The 21,708-nt window shown below is 57.0% G+C and carries 16 protein-coding genes, 2 tRNA genes and 1 CRISPR repeat array; of the genes, 11 read left to right on the forward strand and 7 right to left on the reverse strand.

Features of this window, described 5'->3' with window-relative positions; genetic code table 11:
* Nucleotides 1-787: 787 nt before the first annotated feature.
* The 10 genes from cas3 to U6G28_03690 all read left to right on the forward strand — a co-directional run bounded on the left by cas3 (nucleotide 788) and on the right by U6G28_03690 (nucleotide 14,889).
* On the forward strand, nucleotides 788-3,601 hold the full coding sequence (gene cas3 / locus U6G28_03645; GenBank protein WRS30793.1) for a CRISPR-associated helicase Cas3': 2,814 nt from the start codon (nucleotides 788-790) through the stop codon (nucleotides 3,599-3,601).
* Nucleotides 3,598-5,274 carry a type I-E CRISPR-associated protein Cse1/CasA gene (gene casA / locus U6G28_03650; protein WRS30794.1) on the forward strand — a complete coding sequence of 559 codons (1,677 nt, stop codon included), beginning with the start codon at nucleotides 3,598-3,600 and terminating at the stop codon, nucleotides 5,272-5,274. Before cas3 ends, casA begins: the two co-directional genes overlap by 4 nt.
* Nucleotides 5,264-5,896, forward strand: a complete 633-nt coding sequence (gene casB, locus U6G28_03655; protein ID WRS30795.1) for a type I-E CRISPR-associated protein Cse2/CasB — start codon at nucleotides 5,264-5,266, stop codon at nucleotides 5,894-5,896. Before casA ends, casB begins: the two co-directional genes overlap by 11 nt.
* A gap of 34 nt (nucleotides 5,897-5,930) precedes the next feature.
* Complete coding sequence (gene cas7e / locus U6G28_03660; GenBank protein ID WRS30796.1) at nucleotides 5,931-7,085, forward strand: type I-E CRISPR-associated protein Cas7/Cse4/CasC; 1,155 nt, start codon at nucleotides 5,931-5,933, stop codon at nucleotides 7,083-7,085.
* Nucleotides 7,085-7,783 (forward strand): type I-E CRISPR-associated protein Cas5/CasD, encoded by a 699-nt coding sequence (gene cas5e, locus U6G28_03665; GenBank protein ID WRS30797.1) that lies wholly within the window; start codon nucleotides 7,085-7,087, stop codon nucleotides 7,781-7,783. Before cas7e ends, cas5e begins: the two co-directional genes overlap by 1 nt.
* Nucleotides 7,783-8,442: a type I-E CRISPR-associated protein Cas6/Cse3/CasE gene (gene cas6e, locus U6G28_03670; GenBank protein ID WRS30798.1), complete on the forward strand. Its 660-nt coding sequence runs from the start codon at nucleotides 7,783-7,785 to the stop codon at nucleotides 8,440-8,442. The genes cas5e and cas6e overlap by 1 nt, the downstream gene beginning before the upstream one ends.
* A gap of 11 nt (nucleotides 8,443-8,453) precedes the next feature.
* A complete protein-coding gene (gene cas1e / locus U6G28_03675) occupies nucleotides 8,454-9,443 on the forward strand; it encodes a type I-E CRISPR-associated endonuclease Cas1e (GenBank protein ID WRS30799.1) in 990 nt (329 codons plus the stop codon).
* 2 nt (nucleotides 9,444-9,445) lie between these two features.
* Nucleotides 9,446-9,781 carry a type I-E CRISPR-associated endoribonuclease Cas2e gene (gene cas2e / locus U6G28_03680; GenBank protein WRS30800.1) on the forward strand — a complete coding sequence of 112 codons (336 nt, stop codon included), beginning with the start codon at nucleotides 9,446-9,448 and terminating at the stop codon, nucleotides 9,779-9,781.
* An 80-nt stretch (nucleotides 9,782-9,861) separates the two neighbouring features.
* Nucleotides 9,862-12,574: a CRISPR direct-repeat array (repeat unit 29 nt; unit sequence GTGCTCCCTGCGCGAGCAGGGATGATCCC).
* 210 nt (nucleotides 12,575-12,784) lie between these two features.
* Nucleotides 12,785-13,171 (forward strand): aspartate 1-decarboxylase, encoded by a 387-nt coding sequence (panD, locus tag U6G28_03685; GenBank protein WRS30801.1) that lies wholly within the window; start codon nucleotides 12,785-12,787, stop codon nucleotides 13,169-13,171.
* Nucleotides 13,172-13,440: 269 nt separating this feature from the next.
* A complete protein-coding gene (locus tag U6G28_03690) occupies nucleotides 13,441-14,889 on the forward strand; it encodes a GuaB1 family IMP dehydrogenase-related protein (GenBank protein WRS30802.1) in 1,449 nt (482 codons plus the stop codon).
* Nucleotides 14,890-15,067: 178 nt separating this feature from the next.
* Here the strand turns inward: U6G28_03690 and U6G28_03695 are convergent, their stop codons facing one another.
* Nucleotides 15,068-15,586: an aminoacyl-tRNA deacylase gene (locus U6G28_03695; GenBank protein WRS30803.1), complete on the reverse strand. Its 519-nt coding sequence runs from the start codon at nucleotides 15,584-15,586 to the stop codon at nucleotides 15,068-15,070.
* A 65-nt stretch (nucleotides 15,587-15,651) separates the two neighbouring features.
* Between U6G28_03695 and U6G28_03700 the strand changes: the two genes are divergently transcribed.
* Complete coding sequence (locus tag U6G28_03700; GenBank protein ID WRS30804.1) at nucleotides 15,652-17,133, forward strand: MFS transporter; 1,482 nt, start codon at nucleotides 15,652-15,654, stop codon at nucleotides 17,131-17,133.
* A 190-nt stretch (nucleotides 17,134-17,323) separates the two neighbouring features.
* Here U6G28_03700 and U6G28_03705 read toward each other — a convergent pair whose 3' ends face one another.
* The 6 genes from U6G28_03705 to gyrA form a co-directional block, all read right to left on the reverse strand.
* Nucleotides 17,324-18,046, reverse strand: coding sequence for an endonuclease/exonuclease/phosphatase family protein (locus U6G28_03705; protein WRS30805.1), 723 nt, complete (start codon nucleotides 18,044-18,046; stop codon nucleotides 17,324-17,326).
* Nucleotides 18,047-18,162: 116 nt separating this feature from the next.
* Nucleotides 18,163-18,238: transfer RNA gene (locus tag U6G28_03710), tRNA-Ala, on the reverse strand.
* Between the two features lie 43 nt (nucleotides 18,239-18,281).
* Entirely contained in the window at nucleotides 18,282-18,407 is a 126-nt protein-coding gene (locus U6G28_03715; GenBank protein ID WRS30806.1) for a hypothetical protein, read from the reverse strand.
* A gap of 28 nt (nucleotides 18,408-18,435) precedes the next feature.
* A tRNA-Ile gene (locus U6G28_03720) sits at nucleotides 18,436-18,509 on the reverse strand.
* An 84-nt stretch (nucleotides 18,510-18,593) separates the two neighbouring features.
* On the reverse strand, nucleotides 18,594-19,088 hold the full coding sequence (locus U6G28_03725; protein WRS30807.1) for a DUF3566 domain-containing protein: 495 nt from the start codon (nucleotides 19,086-19,088) through the stop codon (nucleotides 18,594-18,596).
* Nucleotides 19,081-21,606 (reverse strand): DNA gyrase subunit A, encoded by a 2,526-nt coding sequence (gene gyrA / locus U6G28_03730; GenBank protein WRS31186.1) that lies wholly within the window; start codon nucleotides 21,604-21,606, stop codon nucleotides 19,081-19,083. The genes U6G28_03725 and gyrA overlap by 8 nt, the downstream gene beginning before the upstream one ends.
* Nucleotides 21,607-21,708 lie beyond the last annotated feature (102 nt).

Below are 21,708 nucleotides of genomic sequence, written 5' to 3' on the forward strand. Positions count from 1 at the left end.
TTCGCAACGTGTTATCACGGTCTGTTCTCAAGTACTTGCCTGAGGCGCCATTCACTACGCGAATCCATGTACTCTTTTCGGGCCACGCCACGTAATACCGGTGACCTCCCTGCTCTATATCTCTAATACAGTCATAGGAAGACCTGACAGACCACGCCTGTCCTAGATTTCCCAGACCTATTATGTTTCCGTTTCTATCTTTGCGGGTATGTGTAACCATTCGGTCGCTCATTGCTACTCCTATTTTGCGTCCGTCCGACAGCCGCTTTGGCCATCAGTAAACCCGAAGGGAACCAGCCAATCTCGTTCGCTACGATAGAGAGGCGCCGTGTGCGCAACTCAATCCCTTTCGGGCGACCGGCTTGGGTTCGGCTGCAACGGACCCAGGCCGGAACACCAACCCAACCCTTGGTGTCGCATCTGACACTACCAGATGATCAAACATAATCGATACTCATTGGACTGCGTATTGGTGTTGTAGAATTACTGTGACTCGCCCACACCTCGGTTGGGATGATCCAATAATCGACACACATGCATAATGGTCGTTATTTTGATCCTCGCGAAGGCGAGGTTCCGAGCTTACTGAGACCAGCACTCACTCCCGACGGAAAGGTGTGGGCGAGTCATCCTACTAGCGTCGTGTGGGCGATTCTGCTAATGAAAGCTACTAGGACACCTCGATCTTTCAGTCCTAGATCGGATACTTCACCAAAGACGGGTGGGACTCTGGAACGCGGCCTATGATGAGTTCAGTATCTGTCGACGTAGACAAGAGGCTATACACATGATCAATCTTGGTCGCCCTGACCATGCCATGACTCGTGCCGCCTGGGCCAAGTTCGATCGATTCACGGAGAAGTCATATCCACTCTGGGCGCATCTCGAAGATGCGGCCGCAGTTGCGGATCAACTCTATGAAGAATGGCTTTCCAAGTCCCAAAAGCAACTACTCATACAAACCTTTGGTGACGCACAACTGGCAAAGAAACTGACCATTTGGCTCGCAGCCGCGCACGACGCAGGCAAAGCAACATCAGCGTTCGCCATCAAGGCTCCAGGTCAGCAGTACCAAATGGAACTGGCTGGCTTCATTTTTCCTCGAAACACCCCACCTGCTGCGGATCAGCGAGCCTTCCCCCACGGGCGTGCCGGACAGGTCGCAGTAGAGAGCTACCTTGACTCTCTCGCAGACAGCTATCCGGCCCAGAAGAGTAAATTCGCAATAGCAGAGATGGTGGGTGGGCATCACGGGCAGTTCCCCACGGATGGACCGATACCTGCACCGTATGGCACAAATGAAGATCCAGGATGGTCTGCGGTTCGCCAAGAGCTTCTCCGGCGTGCCGATCAGATCGCTGAGCTGACCGAAGAGGACTGGCACACCATCCTCTCAGCAGACATTACGGAGCCGGTCCAAGCAATCCTCACAGGGTTCTTGATCGTGTGCGACTGGATCGCCTCGGACGCTGACCTCTTCCCGTTCATTACTGACCGCAAGGCCTCCGAGCAAGCGAGGCTTGCGCTCGAAGCACTTCAGTTCGGTGAGCACTGGAAACCCACTGAAGTCACCACTACGGAGGACTACTTCTCTTCGCGATTCCGCATCGACACCCCTCGCCCGGTCCAAACCGAAGCCGTGACGCTAGCGAACTCGCTGAACGAGCCGAGCCTGATCCTAGTCGAAGCGCCCACGGGCGAAGGTAAGACTGAGATCGCCCTCGCGACAGCGGAAGTCCTCGCGAAAAAGTTCGGTCTTCATGGGCTGATGGTGGCGCTTCCCACCAGGGCTACAAGCGACGCTATGTTCGGTCGCGTACTCGGGTGGTTGGATAGCTCGATTGGCGATGCCGAGCGCGTTTCGGCGACCCTCGCCCACGGAAAGGCGCAGTTCGACCAGGAGATGCAGGCACTCCCTCGCGCACACTCCTATCGCACTATTTACGGGGATCACCACGATTCGCCGGTCGTTGTTCACGAATGGTTCTCTGGGCGGAAGAAGAGCATATTTCATGATTTTGTAGTCGGGACGGTGGATCAATTACTATTTGGCGCGCTGAAGGCGAAGCACCTAGTTCTCCGCCATCTGGGACTAAGTAGCAAGGTCATCGTGATCGATGAGATCCATGCTGCGGACACCTTCATGCAGACTTATTTGCATCGCGTGCTCGAATGGCTCGGTGCATATGGCGTTCCGGTGGTTGCATTGTCAGCAACCCTGCTTCCCTCCCAGCGCAAAGCCCTGCTCGAGGCTTATCGCCGCGGAGCGCAGAGCGGAAAGGTAACAAAGCGAAGGCGCCGCGACCGCTCAGGTGACCCGCTGATCGAGGAGTATGCCGACAACCCTAGCTACCCTTTGATCACCGCGATCAGTGGTACCGAGAGCATCCAAATCTCCCCACCAAAGTCGGATAGGCGGACTACGTTTTCTATTTCAGAAGTAGCAGGGGGATCAGACGAGGATCTGGTTTCGAGCGTACTCTCGGAAGCTTCAGCCGGGGGTTGTATTGCGGTCGTGCTTGATACCGTAGACCGCGCGCAACGGATATTCGCGGCAATCAACGAAGCCTTTGATGGGGAAGTAGAACTGTTCCACTCTCGTTTCACCGCGGAGTCTCGTTCAAGGCGTGAGCGCGAGCTTGTGCGTCGTCTAGGCAAAGGTGCAGATCGACCATCCTCGATGATCGTTGTAGCAACTCAGGTAATTGAGGCCTCTCTGGACGTCGACTTCGACATGATGTTCACCGACTTCGCGCCTACCGATTTGCTGATCCAGCGCATGGGCAGAGTGCACCGCCACAACAGGCCTCTGGAGCAACGTCCACCCTCCATGCGGACACCCCGCATCATTTTGTCGGGGGGCTCAGGCATCCTTGAGGGCATGGAACCTCCAGTCTTTGATCGCGGTGTAGCCAAGGTGTACGGCAACTCTCACCTGTACCGATCCGCGCTTGCACTGCGTGCGCTATTTGGCGGACGAGGGAGGAACGAGGTCGGAATTCCTGAAGATGTGCCCGGCCTGATCCGCGCAACATATGCGGAAGATCCAGATGTGCCTGAGGAATGGAAGAACCAGTTCGAGGAAGCCGACGCGAAGCAAAAGGAGCATGAGGCGGATCAGGCGCACCGCTCCAGAGCATTCGCCATCAATTCCCCCGGCCGTGGAAATATCGTCAACTGGAGTCGTCTCGCGATGAAGGAAGCTTCCGAAGAGGTCGGCGCCGCTCAAGTGCGGGACGCGGAGCTCTCTGTAGAGGTAGTCATCATTCAGAAAAAGGATAGCCGACTGTACTCTCTACCGTGGCTTCCAGATGGTTACGGGGATGTCGAAGTAGGCCTGAGGGAGATAGAGGCCCCACTTGCCAGGCAGGTTGCGACTTGCACAGTTTCGCTTCCGTCTTGGCTAACGATGGGCCCCAATCTCGACAAAGTCCTTGATGACCTTGAAGGCAATGGCATCGAGGGTTGGCAAACGTCCTACTGGCTGCGAGGAGTCCTCCCTCTGATCCTCGATGAGAACCTGCAGACCACCTTGAACGGATACGTAGTTCGATACGACAGAGACCTAGGCCTATTGGTAGAACGCGAGGCGGTCAAATGACAGAAGAACCATTCTCTGCTGAGGTTCAGGAGTTCAACCTCATAGATGAGGACTGGATTCCGGTGATTGATATGAAGGGAATCGAGCGGGAGGTGTCGATAAGAGAGGCGCTCCTACATGCAGAAGACTTCCGAGATATCACTGGAGAGTTGCTCACCGTAAGGTTCGCGATTCTTCGAGTTCTTCTGGCAATCATCTACCGTGCCTTTGACGAGGAAATCGACGGCGAGCCACTGCAATACTGGGGTGAGCTGTGGCGAGAAGGACAACTTCCTGCAGAACTCATCGAACCATATCTAGATGACTGGCATCATCGCTTCGACTTACTCTCCCCGACAGAACCATTCATGCAGGTCCCAACACTACGAACAGCCAAGGATGAGTGGAAGCCCGTAGACCTGATTGTTGCCGATGTAGACACGGACAAACCACTATTCACCATGCGTAGCGAGTTGAAGTCGTTAAGCTTCTCGGAAGCCGCTCGCTGGCTAATCCACACAAACGCCTACGACTACTCCGGTATCAAATCCGGAGCCGTCGGTGATGAGCGAGTAAAGGGTGGGCGCGGATATCCCATGGGAGTCGGTTGGTGCGGTTGGCTCGGTGGTGTCGCTTTGACGGGCAAGAACCTCCGGGAAACCCTGCTCCTTAACTACATCGCCGGGAGGACAGTAGAAACTCCGGACGATCTTCCCGTTTGGGAAGAGCCGGTTTTGCCCGACGGAGAGCGGAATCCAAAAGACCTCTCCCATGTCGGCGCAGTGTCGCTCATGACTTGGCCGCAGCGTCGACTACGACTCAGGGCTGGTAAGGATCAGATAACAGGCGTTTTGGTGTCCAATGGAGACCCGCTGGACTACACCATGCAGTGGACAAATGAAGTCATGTCCGGATGGAGATTCAGCCAGCCTCAAACAACAAAAGCTAAGGCTGTTCGCTACATGCCCCGTACATTCAGTGCTGGGCAGGCACTTTGGAGGGGTCTGACAACGTTGATTCCTTACGGTGAATCAGCACAACTAGATAAGAAGTTGCAGGAGAAGTGGAACGTCAAAGACGCGGCCCAGCCTGCTGCCGTTGTTGAGTGGCTCGCCCAACTGACAAAATACAAGCTCATCCCAGCGGACTACGTAGTCGAAGTAAGCGCCGTGACTATGGAGTACGGGGCGCAGATGTCGAGCTACACCGAGGTGGTCTCCGACAGACTCGCGTTTGCGGCTGCTCTAGCTGAGATAACCGATGGTGGCGACTTGTTACAACTGGCGCAGAATGCCGTGACAAGAACCGAACGTGGAGTCCGGGCGCTTCAATACTTGGCACAAGACGTTGACAGAGCCGCTGGAGGGTCCGGTGAGAGTTCAGGAGTGACCGCGTCAGAACGCGCATACGCCGAGTTCGATCAGTCATTCCGTGGCTGGCTCCTCAAGGTCAAACCCGGATGCGATGGCGAAGAATTGCTTGACGACTGGACCGAGCACGTGCGCAAGACCATACGGAAACGTGCTGAAGCATTAGTTGCTGAAGCGCCACCTTCAGCTTGGATCGGTCGTCCGGATGGCGTCAGCGGGAAGGTGCTCAGCGTACCCACAGCAATGAACAAGTTTGAGAAGAACATCTATTACGGGTTAGGTGGGAATACCCAAAAGGAGAAGGACTCCCAGAATGATGACTAGTGGACAAGAACCGCGCTCGACAAATACGGAGCTTCGTTCTCACGTCTCTAAGCATGTGAGCCAAATGCAGAGGCGCTATCTTGCAAAAGATTCTCGCGCTCGCGCCACGCTCGCTGAGTTGCGACGTGCGAACCCCTCCTCAGAAGAGGGCGTTCTACAGGCATTGACGATTGGATTTCAGGAAGTTCCTGCGTCCCTTATTGGATACGGAGACGAACCAAGTCGTGCAGAGGCGGCTATTGCCGCATCACTAATTCTCTATGCAACTCACCAGCAGTCTCTCAGTGAAGGCGCACACCAGTCCGGCTGGGGTCTAGGCCGCGCTGTGCGAAGACTAGCGAATCCGTCTGAGGGCGACACTCGAGAGAAACCGGTAATGCGGAGGTTCAACGCTCTGGCCACATCGACAAGTCTGGCCGAGGCTACGGTTCACTTGCGTGGCCTAATCACTCAGTTTCGAAACGAGAAGATACCTCTTGATTACGGAAGATTGGCGGAAGACCTGTATTGGCTTCAGTCCCCTCAATCTAGAACCCGCGTGAGGCTCGGATGGGCTCGCGATCTGGCTCGAATCGACTCGCCCACCCAATCCCCCGATACGACTGAACCCGCCGAACAATAGCCAAAACCAACCACAGAGATCCCAGGAGATACCAATGACGCATTCCGACAACACTTTCATCGACATCCACGTGCTACAGACGGTCCCACCCTCGTGCATTAACAGAGACGACACCGGCTCCCCGAAAAGCGCAGTCTATGGAGGAGTGAAGCGAGCCCGCGTCTCAAGCCAAGCATGGAAGCGCGCTACTCGAAGTGTATTCCGGGACTCTCTAGACGAAAGCGAGCTCGGAGAACGGACACTCAAGTTGGTAGATCGGATTGCTAAGAGAATCCGAGATCTTGACCCGGATCGCGACGAAACAGCCTCGGTCCAGCTCGCGAACAAGGTTCTTTCTGCTTCTGGTATCAAGGTGAAGGTTGAGAAGAAGAAGACCAAGGACGATTCAGATGAGAACACCGCGGAAGAGCATAAGACCGGATATCTGGTTTTCCTTTCGCGAGCTCAGATCGAAGCTTTGGCGGAGCTTGCGGCGAATGCACCGGATGGAGAGTTCTCAAAGTCAGAAGCGCAGAAGGCCCTAAAAGGGGCTTCATCTATCGACGTTGCACTCTTCGGCCGAATGATCGCTGATGCTCCAGAACTTAATGTCGACGCGGCCTGCCAAGTAAGCCACGCCATCTCCGTGCACGAAGTCGTCTCCGAGTTCGACTACTTCACGGCTGTCGATGATAACGCTCCGGAAGATAACGCGGGAGCCGGGATGATCGGGACAGTCGAGTTTAACTCCTCAACCCTCTATCGGTACGCAACCATCGACGCGGTGCGCCTCTCTGAGAACCTCGGTTCAAAAGAAGCCGCCGTCCGAGCCGTCGACGCTTTCATTCGCGCATTTATCCTCAGCATGCCGACCGGCAAGCAGAACACTTTTGCAAACAGAACACGGCCGGGTTTCGTCATGGTCCAGGTCCGCTCAGATCAACCGACGAATCTTGTGGGTGCGTTCGAGGATCCGGTGCGGCCCGATGCCGATGGTGGAGTCCTCTCAGCCGCAGCGGTTGAGCTTCTGGAGTTTGCCGAGGCGGGCGACAAAGCCTATGGGACACATCCCGTGATTGATGCCGAGATGGTCGCAGATCCGCGAGCGCTCAAGATGCTTAGGAGTAAGGGTGCTGATTCCTCCATTGGACTGGACGAACTTGTGTCCACGGCAGTTGAAGCAACCCGATCTCGCCTGGTAGGCGAGTGATGTCAACCCTCGTACTCGAACTCTCTGGCCCCCTCCAGGCGTGGGGTGACGAGAGTCGGTTCGTCCGCAGGGACACCAGGATGCTGCCAACAAAGAGCGGTGTCGTTGGACTGCTAGCCGCGGCTTTGGGGCGTCGAAGAATCGATCCAATCGAAGACCTCGCCGGTCTCCGGTTTGGAGTTCGCCAAGAACAGCCTGGCGAACTCGTGAGAGATTTCCAGACGGCAATTGATTGGCGTACTGGAAAAGCTAAACCGCTATCCCAACGCTACTACGTGGGGGACGCAAAGTTCTTAGCCTTCATTGAGGGGGACTCAACCCTACTGGAAGGACTCGCCGGAGCCATCAAATCTCCGGTGTTTCCGCTCTACCTAGGACGACGTGCGTGTCCGCCGGGCACTCGCCTCGTCCTCGGTATCAGAGACGGAGACATCGAGGATGCGATAGAGAGCGAGCCTTGGAGAGCCTCCGAGAGATACATGCGAACGCAGCCTAGGGATGCAATGCTCCTCTACTCCCGGGATGCTGGTCCTTACGACGTGAGTGATGAAATGGTTCGTGACGTGCCTGTTAGCTTCGATCCTCGTAATCGCGAGTATGCGTGGAGGAGTGTCGTGCACGGCTGGTCCCGGGTGACGAATCCAGAAGGAGTTCCCTCGGACGAACATGACGTGATGCAACTTCTGGGAGGTATTTGATGTATTTGACTCGGATGTACCTAAACCCGAGGCGTCGGCAGACACTCAGAATGTCCAAGGACCCTCAGGTTTTGCACGCAGCGGTCGAGTCGGCATTCCCTCCCACCGAGAATCGCGGTCGCATACTGTGGCGACTCGACGAGAGTGCGAGTCAAACAGCGTTGCTAATCGTCAGTCGGGATATTCCATCACTGGAGCATTTGCAGGAGCAAGCCGGCTGGGAAACGGAAAGAACATGGGATTCTCGTGAGTACGATCCGCTACTTACGCGACTACATAAAGGCCAACGATACCGCTTCCGCCTCACCGCTAATCCAACTCACATCGTCACAGGACCCGACGGAACAAAACGCCGGAAAGCCCACGTTTCTGAACGCTACCAAGCTGAGTGGCTGCAAGAACGAGCCGAGAGCATCGGCGTGAAGTGGATTGATAGTTCTACCGAAGATGAGAGTGCAGCTCCGCTAGTAACAAAGCGTGAAACTCTTCGTTTCAAGCGGGGTCAGAATCATGTGACGCTCGCCCGAGTAACTTTTGAAGGTGGCCTGGAAGTGATCGACGCCGATGCACTTCGTTCGGTACTCGTGGAAGGTATCGGAAGAGGAAAAGCGTACGGTTGCGGTCTCATGACCCTCGCACCAGCACGGTCCACCGGGTAGCGAGAGTTAGCATGGCTGACACGATGCCGGGTGTTGTCCCATCGAACCCATCAGAGCTCGCACGAGTTGAGGACAGAATTTCGTTCGTGTATTTGGAACACGCGGTAATTGCTCGTGACGCGAATGCGCTGACGGCGACTACTGAAGATGGCGTTGTGCACATCCCCAGCGCAGCATTACTCGTACTAATGCTTGGCCCAGGAACGAACGTCACCCACCAGGCGATGGCCGTGATAGCGGACAGCGGGACATCGGTCGTGTGGGTCGGAGAGCGTGGCGTCCGGTATTACGCGGGTGGGCGCCCTCTTGCTCGGTCTACCAAGCTTCTGGTCAAACAGGCTCGGATCGTCTCCAGTAATCGAGAGCGCATGAAGGTCGCGCGCGAAATGTATGCAATGCGCTTTCCAAATGAAGATGTTTCTGGCCTTACGATGCAGCAACTTCGCGGCCGAGAAGGTGCTCGAGTAAGAAATGTGTATCGAGACTGGTCCAAGAAAACAGGGGTTGAATGGGGACGCAGAGACTATAATCCCGAAGATTTCGCGGGAGGAGATCCCATTAATCAAGCACTCTCGGCCTCAAACGCCTGTCTGTATGGTCTAGTTCAGGCTGCGGTTGTCGCGATAGGTTGTTCTCCTGGACTTGGGATCGTGCACACGGGACATGACCGAAGCTTCGTCTACGACATCGCCGACTTGTACAAAGCGGAGACATCAATACCCGTATCCTTCGAAGCGACTGCCGAGTATCAAGAGTCCCTAACAGGTGACCCGAAGCTTGACGCGCTGGCTAATCGCGACTTCGGTGGCGATGTGCGGCGGAGAATGCGGGATAGCTTCATGAACGACAAGCTCACAAAGCGCGTCGTTCGTGACGTAGTCCGGCTACTGAACATAGGGGAAGTAGACCTCGTCTATGACGGCGAGGGAGAAAACTTGCTCTGGGATGCCAGTGGCGAAGTCGAAGGAGGAGTGAGTTTCAACGAGGATGCTCGAGGCTGACGGTGGTTGTCCTCATCCTCACCGCCTGCTCCGCAGGACTACGCGGCCATCTGACACGCTGGATGATGGAAGTCAGTCCAGGCGTGTTCGTTGGAAAGTTGAATCCTCGCCTTCGCGACCATGTGTGGGCGCTTACAATCGAGGACGGAAGCGGGCGTGCACTTCTCGTTTACAAAGATCGTTCAGCAGAACAGGGGTTCAGCGTGCGATCAAGTGACCACGACTGGCGTCCGACAGATTTTGATGGTGTAACAATGATGAGGCGATCAAGCGGATCGGGATCTTCTATGAAGAAGGGTTGGTCTGCCGCTTCGAGGTATCGAAGACGACGAGGATAACACGCGGACAACGATTGCATCGAAAACGGAAAGTGAACGAAATTCAGGACTCCCCTCTGTAACCTCCCAGATCAGGAAGTGTGCTCCCTGCGCGAGCAGGGATGATCCCAAGAACGGGGTCGGTAAATCCTTCGGTGGATCGTGCTCCCTGCGCGAGCAGGGATGATCCCAGACCATGATCGGCTTCGGCATTTCAGCACAGGTGCTCCCTGCGCGAGCAGGGATGATCCCTGGTTGGCCGTCATTAGGAGTTCAACAACAACGTGCTCCCTGCGCGAGCAGGGATGATCCCTTGAGTTTCCCGGCCAGCCCCCCGAACATGCCGTGCTCCCTGCGCGAGCAGGGATGATCCCAGGGGCGTAGTCGTGTCAGCCAGGGCGGCTTCGTGCTCCCTGCGCGAGCAGGGATGATCCCGGCTCCACTTCTTCGCTTTGTGCCGTAGTTGCGTGCTCCCTGCGCGAGCAGGGATGATCCCCATGAATAGTTGGATTGCACCCTGCAACAGAGGTGCTCCCTGCGCGAGCAGGGATGATCCCTCTGTGGGCAGCCCGTCCTTGTCGAAGCCAACGTGCTCCCTGCGCGAGCAGGGATGATCCCTCGCTGGCACGCCCGTAAGAATCAGTGCCCATGTGCTCCCTGCGCGAGCAGGGATGATCCCTAAGTCCCCGTCCGCGCCGACCCCTGTCACAGGTGCTCCCTGCGCGAGCAGGGATGATCCCCGCCCTCATTTGCGGTTTCACCTTCGACCACGGTGCTCCCTGCGCGAGCAGGGATGATCCCGGAGGGGTGATTATCGGCGTCCACGGCGGATAGTGCTCCCTGCGCGAGCAGGGATGATCCCTGGCGACCTGCTAGAGAACCTGACCATCGCCGGTGCTCCCTGCGCGAGCAGGGATGATCCCCAAACGGAAACTGCATTTGCTGGAGGAGAAATGTGCTCCCTGCGCGAGCAGGGATGATCCCATGCGACTGAGCGAAGTTTCCTTCGCCCTGATGTGCTCCCTGCGCGAGCAGGGATGATCCCCCGACGAGGCCACTGCGGGGCCACGCGATGAAGTGCTCCCTGCGCGAGCAGGGATGATCCCGAGCACTACTCAAAGGAGAACCAAAACCATGAGTGCTCCCTGCGCGAGCAGGGATGATCCCACTTGAACTGCAACCGTTCAGCAGGCGGCAAAGTGCTCCCTGCGCGAGCAGGGATGATCCCCCGACGAAGACATGCTCACCTTCATCGAAGAGGTGCTCCCTGCGCGAGCAGGGATGATCCCGGTCATTTCAGCAGCGGATTCACCTGACGCGAGTGCTCCCTGCGCGAGCAGGGATGATCCCTCGTCTACGGTGATTAGGTCCGTGACGCTCATGTGCTCCCTGCGCGAGCAGGGATGATCCCAAAATCCGCACCTCCGACAAATGCTCACCAATGTGCTCCCTGCGCGAGCAGGGATGATCCCAATTTCGATAAACCCACAAGTTCGATCTGTTGGTGCTCCCTGCGCGAGCAGGGATGATCCATGCGACCTAGAAGACTGCCCCTGCCCAACCCAGTGCTCCCTGCGCGAGCAGGGATGATCCGTACACGACGGCCAACCACCAAGGCAGCACCGCGTGCTCCCTGCGCGAGCAGGGATGATCCCCTGTCCGGTGTCGCAGTTGAGATCATCCAAACGTGCTCCCTGCGCGAGCAGGGATGATCCCACTGGGGGACACTAGAGGAAGCTACCGAAAAGGTGCTCCCTGCGCGAGCAGGGATGATCCCTGGTAGTCGACTTCGGGGATCATGTCGGGTGAGTGCTCCCTGCGCGAGCAGGGATGATCCCACGCTGCACCTGCAACCGCTCAACCTCGGCAGGTGCTCCCTGCGCGAGCAGGGATGATCCCCAGGGCGGCTTCCTGCTCGGTGACAGCTTGCAGTGCTCCCTGCGCGAGCAGGGATGATCCCACGCGCACCAACCGCGAGAGAGCCTGTGAGGTGTGCTCCCTGCGCGAGCAGGGATGATCCCGCAACGGCGGGAAATCCACTATCGGCGCTCTCGTGCTCCCTGCGCGAGCAGGGATGATCCCCAAGTAGTTATGTACTATATCCATATGGACATGTGCTCCCTGCGCGAGCAGGGATGATCCCCACGAGCAGCCTCCTGTTTTGGGTAATAGAAAGTGCTCCCTGCGCGAGCAGGGATGATCCCGGTTCAGCGTCTGGCTGGTCGGGGTCGTTGGCGTGCTCCCTGCGCGAGCAGGGATGATCCCATTCGGGCAGGTCGCGACAAAACCAAGGCCGTGTGCTCTCTGCGCGAGCAGGGATGATCCCTGATCAAGCTCTACGTGCGCATCCTCGATAGCATGCTCCCTGCGCGAGCAGGGATGATCCCACTTTGCAGCAAACCAGCCGCGCAGCCTTGGCGTGCTCCCTGCGCGAGCAGGGATAATCCCTCACGACGGCGAACTGATTAGGGTCAAGCTTGGTGCTCCCTGCGCGAGCAGGGATAATCCCTGATCCCATTCGTCCTCAGTAAGGTACAAGGTGTGCTCCCTGCGCGAGCAGGGATGATCCCAAAACAGTCGGGCCGCACTCAAGGTCATGCTGGTGCTCCCTGCGCGAGCAGGGATGATCCCGTTGAGCACCGTCCACTCTCGTTGAGTCATGCGTGCTCCCTGCGCGAGCAGGGATGATCCCTTCGGGCAGGTACTTGCCGTTGTCGAGGCGGTGTGCTCCCTGCGCGAGCAGGGCTGATCCCTGGTCTACGGACATTCCTTCTTTGAGCAGGTGGTGCTCCCTGCGCGAGCAGGGATGATCCCGCCGTACCAATCAGCAACAAATTCGCTGACGCGTGCTCCCCACCTGACTACTCATTATGCCCCGAGGGAACCATGTTATTCCGGACGGTACTTGGGTTCATGCCTAAACGGACGAGGTTCTTGACCGTGCCGAATCAACGCGGGGTTCACCACGTTCTGCGTTCGAAGCGGCCCGCGCGACTACCCTTGTTCACAGTAGGAGGTGACACCATGACTGACCACCCCGTATACCGCACCATGGCGATCGGCAAGATCCACCGTGCGACGGTTACCGGTGCCGACGTCAATTACATCGGATCGATTTCGATTGACTCCGACCTACTGCACGCCGCCGACATCTACCCCGGGCAGCAAGTCGACGTGGTCAACGTGACAAACGGTGCTCGACTCACCACCTACACGATCGAAGCACCCTCTGGCTCGGGAACGGTCCAACTCAACGGCGCGGCCGCACACCTAACCAGCATCGGCGACGTCGTCATAATCATGGCGTATGCACAGGTACCCGAAGAAGCCGCCCGCGAACGCCTTCCTCGCGTTGTTTTAGTCGACGGTCAGAACAAGCCCATCCAAGTAGCAGACGACCTGGGTAAATAGACCGTTTACATCCTGTGGGTGGACTCGATCTAACTGTTCCTCATTCGCGACAGGCTTCTATTGAAGTTCTTGCATATCTGAGCTCTGCTCCGGTTGCCCTGAGTATTCCGCGCGCACGTACGGACACAATCCGTCCGTAGGAAGACTCTACCGTCAGGCCAACAGGTAGGTCACCCCCGCCACCGCACATCTACTTTCCACCCGCCGCTTAAAGTCTCATCGCCCGGAATTCCGAATGGCCGCAGAACACACCACGTACCCTTATCCTCATGGAGTTTCTACCTTCGCAAAGCCATGCCCAAGACCTGACATACGACGACGTTTTCCTCGTCCCCTCCCACTCCGACGTCATCTCCCGTTTCGATGTTGATCTCGCGACAGACGACGGAACCGGAACCACGATCCCCCTCGTCGTTGCCAATATGACGGCAATCTCGGGACGTAGGATGGCCGAAACAGTCGCCCGTCGGGGCGGTATGGCCGTAATCCCGCAGGATATCCCGGTCGATGTGGTGGCCGACGTGGTCCGCACCGTCAAAAATGCGCATCCGATTATCGAGACACCGATTATCGTTGCGCCGGATATGCCGGTAGGCGCGGTCCTCAGCCTTATCCCGAAGCGATCACACGATGCCGCAGTCGTGGTGAAAGACGGAATACCAGTCGGTATTGCCACCTCTCGAGACTGTTCCGGGGTGGATCAGTACGCCCAGGTCAGCCACGTAATGACTCCAAACCCCGTTGTTGTGGATATCGAGCAGCTCGATGGCGAGGATGCTCTTGAGAACCTGTACGCATTTCTCGAGGGTCAGCGCCTACATATGGCCCCCGTTGTGAAAAACGGAAAGCTGGTTGGACTAATCACCTCAAAAGGACTGGTGCGTTCAAGCGTGTATCGCCCGGCCCTTGACGCCACTGGTTCGCTACGGATCGCGGCCGCTGTCGGGATCAACGGAGATATTGAGGGGAAAACCAAGGCGCTGCTGGACGCTGGAATAGATACCCTGGTGGTCGACACCGCACACGGCCATCAGGTGAAGATGCTGGAGGCCCTTAAGCGGGTACGCGACCTCGGCCCGACGGTGCCAGTCGTGGCAGGCAATGTGGTCACAGCACCTGGCGCGGAAGAGCTGATCTCCGCCGGGGCGGACATCGTAAAAGTTGGTGTCGGCCCGGGGGCAATGTGTACAACGCGCATGCAGACCGGCGTGGGAAGGCCACAGTTCTCGGCAGTACTCGATGCGGCCGCAGCTGCGCGAGCGTTGGGTAAGCACGTATGGGCAGACGGAGGCGTCCGTCACCCACGCGACGTGGCCCTCGCAATCGCCGCAGGAGCCAGCCAGGTGATGATCGGATCGTGGTTCGCGGGCACGTATGAGTCCCCCGGAGATCTGCACCGCGACAGCGACGGTCGTCTGTACAAGGAGTCGTTTGGTATGGCCTCGGCGCGCGCGGTCGCAGCGCGAACCGCTCGTAGCGGGTCATTCGATCGGGCAAGGAAGGCTTTGTACGAGGAGGGCATCTCCTCCTCCCGCATGTACCTTGACCCGACGCGCCCAGGGGTGGAAGCCCTGATCGATGAAATCACCTCTGGCGTGCGGTCGGCTTGCACCTATGCGGGGGCGCGAAATCTCGATGAGTTCGCCGAACGCGCCATCGTAGGAGTACAGACCGCGAGCGGCTACCAGGAAGGTCGTCCACTGAGCACTAGCTGGTAGGGAGATCATCGCTCTGCGTGCCCCGATGCATCGGTGGCGCCGGAACGCGGGAAGGACAGCGCCCCTCCGAACGCTACCAACGCCATCGCTACCGAGGTGGCTTCCGTAGATGTTATGACCGTGAAGACTCGCAATCTTCACGAGAATTGCGGATGAGGTGACCCCTTAGTCTCCTGCCCTACCTCGTTAGGTCTGCTGTTATTGCTCCGACCAATCTGCAGAGATCACTTGATACCAGCTCTACGCTGAACCCTCGTCTTCCTCCCGACACCAATATAGTGTCGTGATCCAAAGACGACCGATCCAGAACCGTTGGTAGCTCGCGCTTGGTGCCCAGAGGGGAGATGCCCCCGATGACATATCCCGTAACAGCCTGGGCGGTGCGTTCGTCGGCCAACTCGACTGTTCGAGCCTTGGGTGCCCCAACCTCCGCGAGCGCCACCGCTGCTGACTTGAGGTTCAGCGTGTGCGACGCAGGAATAACCGCTATCCCCTGCTTGCCCTCGACCGTAACAACCAGTGTTTTGAAAACTCGGTCCGGGTCAATCCCAAGGGCAGTCGCAGCCTCAAGTCCGTACGAGGCACTCCTCGGGTCGTGCTCGTACATGTGCGGCATCCAGGGTACTTTTGCCTTATCAAGCACCATGGTTGCAGGCGTTGCCGGATGCTTTAGCTCACCAGACTTAGCACGACCCATTCACTGATCCTAACTTTTGTTCGCGGGAGAAACACCCCTGCTACCCGGACTATCATTTCTTAGACATGCAAACTCCAGTTTCTTCTCGCAGTTCCGGCGCGCCCGCGAAAAGCGCGGACCGCATTGACCCTGCCACCCGGACCAAGGGCGTTAACTCAGAGCGTGCCGTTACAACGCCCGACGCTGATAAGCCTGAAAGTCTTAATCGCAACCGAGCGTTCAATTATCTTTGGGCGGGTGAAACTGCAAGTCAGTTTGGCTTCCAGGTGGCAAGTCTTGCTATCACCACCACGGCGATTACTGTTCTTCACGCAACTGAAGAGCAGGTCGGCATCATTGGAGGATTGCAGACTCTCGCGTTCCTCCTCATTGGCCTTCCCGCCGGAGCGTGGGTTGATAGGTGGCGCAAGCGCCGGACGATGATTGTTGCTGACCTGGTTAGGATGATCGCGCTCGCAAGCATCCCCTTGGCCTGGTGGATGGACTCCCTCTCGATATATCACTTGATGGTCGTAGTTCTCATTTTTGGGTTCGGTACGGTTTTCTTTGACGTTGCCTACCAGTCTTTTGTCCCCTCAATCGTTCGTAATCACCAGATTGGACAGGCAAACGGTCGACTTGAAGCCTCATTTCAAATCGCGCGCGTCGGTGGACCCGGTATAGCTGGATGGCTCATTGGTCTGATGAGCGCCCCCGTGACGTTCGTGCTCACCTCAGTCACACTGGGGATTTCGGCCGGTGCCATCGGGGCGATTCCCGGTCATGAACCTAAGCGGAAGAAGCCGACGGACCAGAAACTCTGGCAACAGGTGAAAGAGGGAGTCGACTACGTCCGAGGCGAACCGCTCCTCGGCCCCCTCTTCCTATGCATCGCGGCACTGGGGCTATTCGGTCAGGGCGTGTGGGTACTGATGCCGATCCTCGCCCTTCGTGAACTGGGGATGAGTCCGCAGGTTCTCGGAACCCTGCTGTCGGTTGGTGCCGTCGGCGGAGTGCTCGGCGCACTAATCAACCGCCGGATCGTCAGGCGTCTGGGCGAGGGCCACACGATCGCAATCTTCAACACCTTGGGCGTACTCGTGAACTTCGCGATACCCATGTCAGTCCTGGCCGGTAGCCAAGCTTGGCTGGTGCTGGTAGTCACCGGTTTCGTCAACTCGTTCTTCATGACGGTCTATAACATCGTCCAGCTCAGTTTGCGCCAAAGAATCTGTCCGCCACACCTGCTTGGACGCCTCAATGCGACATTCCGCTTCGCGGTGTGGGGGGCGATGCCCGTCGGGTCATTCCTAGCTGGATGGCTTGCTGGCACCATTGGTGTAGTCCTGGCACTCTATGCATTTCAGGGGCTGAGCCTCGTGGCCGCGATCGCCATGTGGTTTACCCCGGTCGTCAAGAAAAACAGAATCGGTAGCTACGTCTCCCGTCTTGTCCAGCCAGGCAGTTCGGAAAGAGAACCGGTTGACAGTCCGATATCGACCTCGTCTACCGATACGTCGAACTATCAGAACATCAGCTTTCAAGACGATGTACCCCCATCGATCTAGGCCCGGCCTGCGAGGTGGCACAACAGCCAAATGCTCGCGTGGAGAACCTCCCATCCGTCGGCATCCTCGTCCGGTCCCCATGGATAGTGGGATTTTCGTGTCTATCGATGTTCTGGATCAGCGGCATGCCGCCATCAGTGCTCCAGGGTCACGTAGTGCGAAGACCGGTGCGAGGTCACGCGCGTTCGCTTTAGTCCAAGATCAAGGCGGCCTTCAGTGGGCTGTGGTCTGACAGGTCAGAATCTACAACGTCCCAATCAAGAACTTTGATGTTTTTGGAGACGATGATGTTGTCGATCATTCTGTGCTTCATTTCGGAGTCCATGTCCCCGCGGAACGTTTCGCGCCAGTCGTCTTCGTTGCCGTTCACCAGCTGGTAGTCCGGTCTAAAGAGATCGAGTTCATCGAGATTCTGGTCGGTGTTGAAATCGGCAGTCAGTATGCGGTACTCGTTCGGGTCTTCGTCCATCATTCTTTTTAGTACCTGTAGTTGGAGAGTTCGTAACCTAGTCGACTCAAACGACAGGTGGGCGGTGTAGAAGGACACTGCGTCGCTGTCCAAGAGAATGTCCGCCCGTAATGCGCAGCGATCTTCCGCTGCTGCCGCTCTCGGCAAATTCAGCGTTTCGACACCAGTGAACTTCCGTCTGGAAATGATCGCGTTTCCATACTGACCACCGCCGTATGTGATCGCTTTCCCAAACGCCACATGCTCAAAAGGGCCGCTCTCGATAACACTGAGCCGGTTTACAACGGAACCGCCAGCAACCTCAGGAGTCGAGACGCCTTCGCTCACCTCTTGCAGCCCTGCGATCTCCACCCCTTCAGCCCAGAGTAACTCGAGCTGGGCAGTTGTGTTCTGCGGTGCCTGAACCCAGACGTTGTACGAGGCCACAATAAGTTCTGCCGTCATACCCCAGACCTTACTCCAGTCGTTCGTACGTTCCGGCACGTAATCCAGCGTGACAAAACACCGAATAATGACTCAAGTGGATGTGTGATCATCGTTGATATTTCAACCGTTGTAGGTGGTGGAGCCAGGGGGACTCGAACCCCCAACCCCCTGCTTGCAAAGCAGGTGCGCTACCAATTGCGCCATGGCCCCTATGTATTTATCGGCTCACCCCGCGAGGTAAACCGGCGGTTGATCAGACTTCAGGTTCAACCTCATGCCATACTACCGGGCTGTCCGTCAGGTCGTATGCCGTGCGAATCCCAAAAGCCACCACCGCCGCCGCAACTACCAGTGCTCCGAGTTTCACGAACTTCTTCATGCTCTCACCCCAGTTATCGCAACGGCTGTGGGCCTAGATGGACTCGAACCATCGACCTCAGTCTTATCAGGACTGCGCTCTAACCAACTGAGCTATAGGCCCGTTACAACAATGAAAAACACTACCGGACGGCATCACCCTGCGGCAAACCAGTTCACCCAAAATGCAGTGTGATATCTCGTATGTTTACTCATCCATCAAAGAGACGCGGATCCCTCCGACCAGCGCCGCAATCAGGTTGTACAGCAACGCAGCCAACGCCGACATCGCGGTGAAGATCACGACATTTGCAACTCCCAGAATGGTTGAGTACGAGATGACGCGCGGTAGCCTCATGTATTCCAACAGTCCGAGGAAGCGTTCGGCGTTGAGTTCCGTCAGGAAGTCCTCCATCGAGCCGAACACGCCCATTCCGTCCAGCAGGAACCACAAGACGATTGCCGCAACCACGGTCGCTATTCCGATTGCAATCGAGATCAAGAAGCTGGTCTTCAGTACGCTCCACGCGTCGATGCGCGCGATTGTCACGTCGGACCGTCGTGGCTCGTCCAGGTACTGCGCCTCTTGAACGTAGTAGTCGAAAGATCCAGCCTGATCCTCAATGTACTCTGTCTGTTCAACCTCGTGTGAGGGTGGAGGCGGTGCGCCAATGTCTTCGCTGGTTACGGTCTGATCAGACATCCGAGTTCTCCTCAGCGGGTTCGTCTTGGTCAGAGCCTACCTGAGACTCGCTATTCCTTGTGATCGCACTGACCTTGTCATTGTCATCAGTCTTCGCCAAGATCACACCCTTTGTATTACGTCCCGTAGGGCGCACATCAGCAACGCTAACCCGAATCACCTTGCCGGAGTCCATAATCGCCATGACCTCTTCATCCGGGTCCGTCACCAGCGCTCCGACCAAACGACCACGGTCCTCGGACAAACTGGCGACCTTGATTCCCAGGCCACCTCGTCCTTGGACGCGATACTCCGAAAGAGGCGTTCGTTTCGCGTATCCGCCGTCCGTGACGACTAGGAGGTCCGACTCCGGCTTGACAACTTCCATCGTCAGCAGTTCATCACCCTCACGGAACTTCATTCCTCGTACACCCGATGTCGTGCGCCCAAGCGGCCGTAACGCCTCGTCCGAGGCGCTAAAGCGAACCGACATGCCATCCTTTGATACGAGGATGAGGTCATCCCGCTGTTCAGCAATCCTCGCCGAAACCAGTTCGTCGCTGCGACCGTCCTCGTCTTCACGCAGATTAATCGCGATGACGCCAGCCTGCCGCGGTGAGTCATACGCATCAAGGCGAGTCTTCTTCACCAACCCGTCCCGAGTGGCGAGAACCAGGTACTCCGCATCGTCGTACCCGCTGATCGCCATTACTTGAGCAATGGTCTCGTCCGGGCGGAACGCCAACAGGTTCGCAACGTGTTGCCCCTTGGCGTCACGACCGCCTTCAGGCAGCTCATATGCCTTAGTTCGGTAGACCTGTCCCATGTTCGTGAAGAACAGCAACCAGTCATGGGTGTTGGTGACGAAGAACTGCGCCACCTCATCATCACTGCGAAGGCTGGTTCCTCGAACTCCCTTTCCACCACGCTTCTGGGCACGATAGTTGTCGATCCCAGTTCGCTTCGCGAATCCTTCGCGACTGATAGTGACGACCACGTCTTCCTGCGGAATCAGTGACTCGATCGAAATATCAGGACCGTAAGGAACAATTTGTGTAACTCGGTCATCACCGAAGCGATCAACGACCTCCGTCAGTTCCTCACTGATAATCGTGCGCTGTCGGGCAGGGCTGTCCAAAATCGAAAGGAGATCCTCGACTCGGGCAGTGATCTCCGCGTGCTCCTCCAGAATCTTTTGACGCTCCAGAGCTGCCAACCGACGTAGCTGCATGGACAGAATCGCGTCAGCTTGGACATCGTCGATTTCAAGTAGTTGAATCAGCCCTGTACGGGCCTCGTCGACGGTGGGTGAACGACGGATAAGGGCGATGACCTCGTCCAACATATCAAGTGCCTTGAGGTAGGCATTCAGGATATGTAGGCGTTCACGGGCCTTCGCCAACCGGAACTGGGTGCGGCGAACGATGACGTCGATTTGGTGCTTCACCCAGTAGTGGACGAATCCGTCGAGGCTCAGGGTTCGAGGCACACCGTCAACCAGCGCGAGCATGTTTGCCGGGAAGGAATCCTGCAACTGAGTCCGCTTGTAAAGGTTGTTCAGGACAACGTTCGGGATGGCGTCCTTTTTGAGAACGAGGACGAGGCGCTGCCCGTTCTTGCCGGAGGTCTCGTCTCGGATATCGGCGATCCCGGTCAGTTGGCCACTGCGGGTCAGCTCGGCGATTTTGGCGGTGAGAGTATCAGGGTTTACCTGATACGGCAGTGACTTGACGACCAGACAGGTTCGCCCGTGGATCTCCTCTACGTCAACCCGAGCGCGTTGAACGATGGCACCGCGGCCAGTGCGGTACGCGTCTTCAATTCCCTGACGTCCCAAAATGACAGCGCCGGTTGGGAAATCTGGACCCTTTACATACGTTAGAAGAGCTTCCAGCAGTTCCTCACGTGTAGCCTCGGGATGATCAAGGTACCACTGGACCCCCTCTGCTACCTCTCGCAAATTGTGCGGAGGGATGCGAGTGGCCATGCCAACGGCAATTCCCTCCGAACCATTGACCAACAGGTTCGGGTAGCGAGCGGGGAGCACAACGGGCTCCATGTTCTTACCGTCATAGTTGGGAACAAAATCGACAGTGTTCTCGTCGATGTCGCGCACCATCTCCATAGAAAGGGGTGCCATTTTACACTCGGTGTAACGAGGTGCTGCCGCCCCCAGGTTTCCCGGAGAGCCGAAGTTACCCTGCCCTGAAACCAGCGGGTAGCGCATCGACCAGGGTTGTTCCATGCGGACCAACGCATCGTAAACCGCAGAGTCACCGTGCGGGTGAAACTTACCCATTACATCGCCGATAACGCGCATACACTTGTAGAAACCGGCATTCGGGCGATAACCACCGTCGAACATGGTGTAGAGAATGCGGCGGTGAACGGGCTTGAGACCGTCACGCACATCCGGAAGAGCGCGGCCCACAATCACGGACATCGAGTAAGCCATGTAGGACTGTTTCATCTCTTTTTCGAGATTAACCTGGTCCACACGGTTACCTATTGGGCGACCCAGCTCATCAAAAACAAGCAGGTCCTCCCCCACTTCGCTTTCGTCAAGATCGGCAGAGGTCTCGATTGCTTCGCTGACCTCTTCACTCAAGGAATCGTTCTTCGGGTCTTCCTGCCCGTCGGG

The organism is Actinomycetaceae bacterium MB13-C1-2, assembly GCA_035621235.1.
Classification (GTDB): domain Bacteria; phylum Actinomycetota; class Actinomycetes; order Actinomycetales; family Actinomycetaceae; genus Scrofimicrobium.

Coding starts and splice junctions, on each gene's coding strand:
- cas3 (WRS30793.1), top strand. CDS start 788: ATGATCAATCTTGGTCGCCCTGACCATGCCATGACTCGTGCCGCCTGG.
- casA (WRS30794.1), top strand. CDS start 3,598: ATGACAGAAGAACCATTCTCTGCTGAGGTTCAGGAGTTCAACCTCATA.
- casB (WRS30795.1), top strand. CDS start 5,264: ATGATGACTAGTGGACAAGAACCGCGCTCGACAAATACGGAGCTTCGT.
- cas7e (WRS30796.1), top strand. CDS start 5,931: ATGACGCATTCCGACAACACTTTCATCGACATCCACGTGCTACAGACG.
- cas5e (WRS30797.1), top strand. CDS start 7,085: ATGTCAACCCTCGTACTCGAACTCTCTGGCCCCCTCCAGGCGTGGGGT.
- cas6e (WRS30798.1), top strand. CDS start 7,783: ATGTATTTGACTCGGATGTACCTAAACCCGAGGCGTCGGCAGACACTC.
- cas1e (WRS30799.1), top strand. CDS start 8,454: ATGGCTGACACGATGCCGGGTGTTGTCCCATCGAACCCATCAGAGCTC.
- panD (WRS30801.1), top strand. CDS start 12,785: ATGACTGACCACCCCGTATACCGCACCATGGCGATCGGCAAGATCCAC.
- U6G28_03690 (WRS30802.1), top strand. CDS start 13,441: ATGGAGTTTCTACCTTCGCAAAGCCATGCCCAAGACCTGACATACGAC.
- U6G28_03695 (WRS30803.1), bottom strand. CDS start 15,586: ATGGGTCGTGCTAAGTCTGGTGAGCTAAAGCATCCGGCAACGCCTGCA.
- U6G28_03700 (WRS30804.1), top strand. CDS start 15,652: ATGCAAACTCCAGTTTCTTCTCGCAGTTCCGGCGCGCCCGCGAAAAGC.
- U6G28_03705 (WRS30805.1), bottom strand. CDS start 18,046: ATGACGGCAGAACTTATTGTGGCCTCGTACAACGTCTGGGTTCAGGCA.
- U6G28_03715 (WRS30806.1), bottom strand. CDS start 18,407: ATGAAGAAGTTCGTGAAACTCGGAGCACTGGTAGTTGCGGCGGCGGTG.
- U6G28_03725 (WRS30807.1), bottom strand. CDS start 19,088: ATGTCTGATCAGACCGTAACCAGCGAAGACATTGGCGCACCGCCTCCA.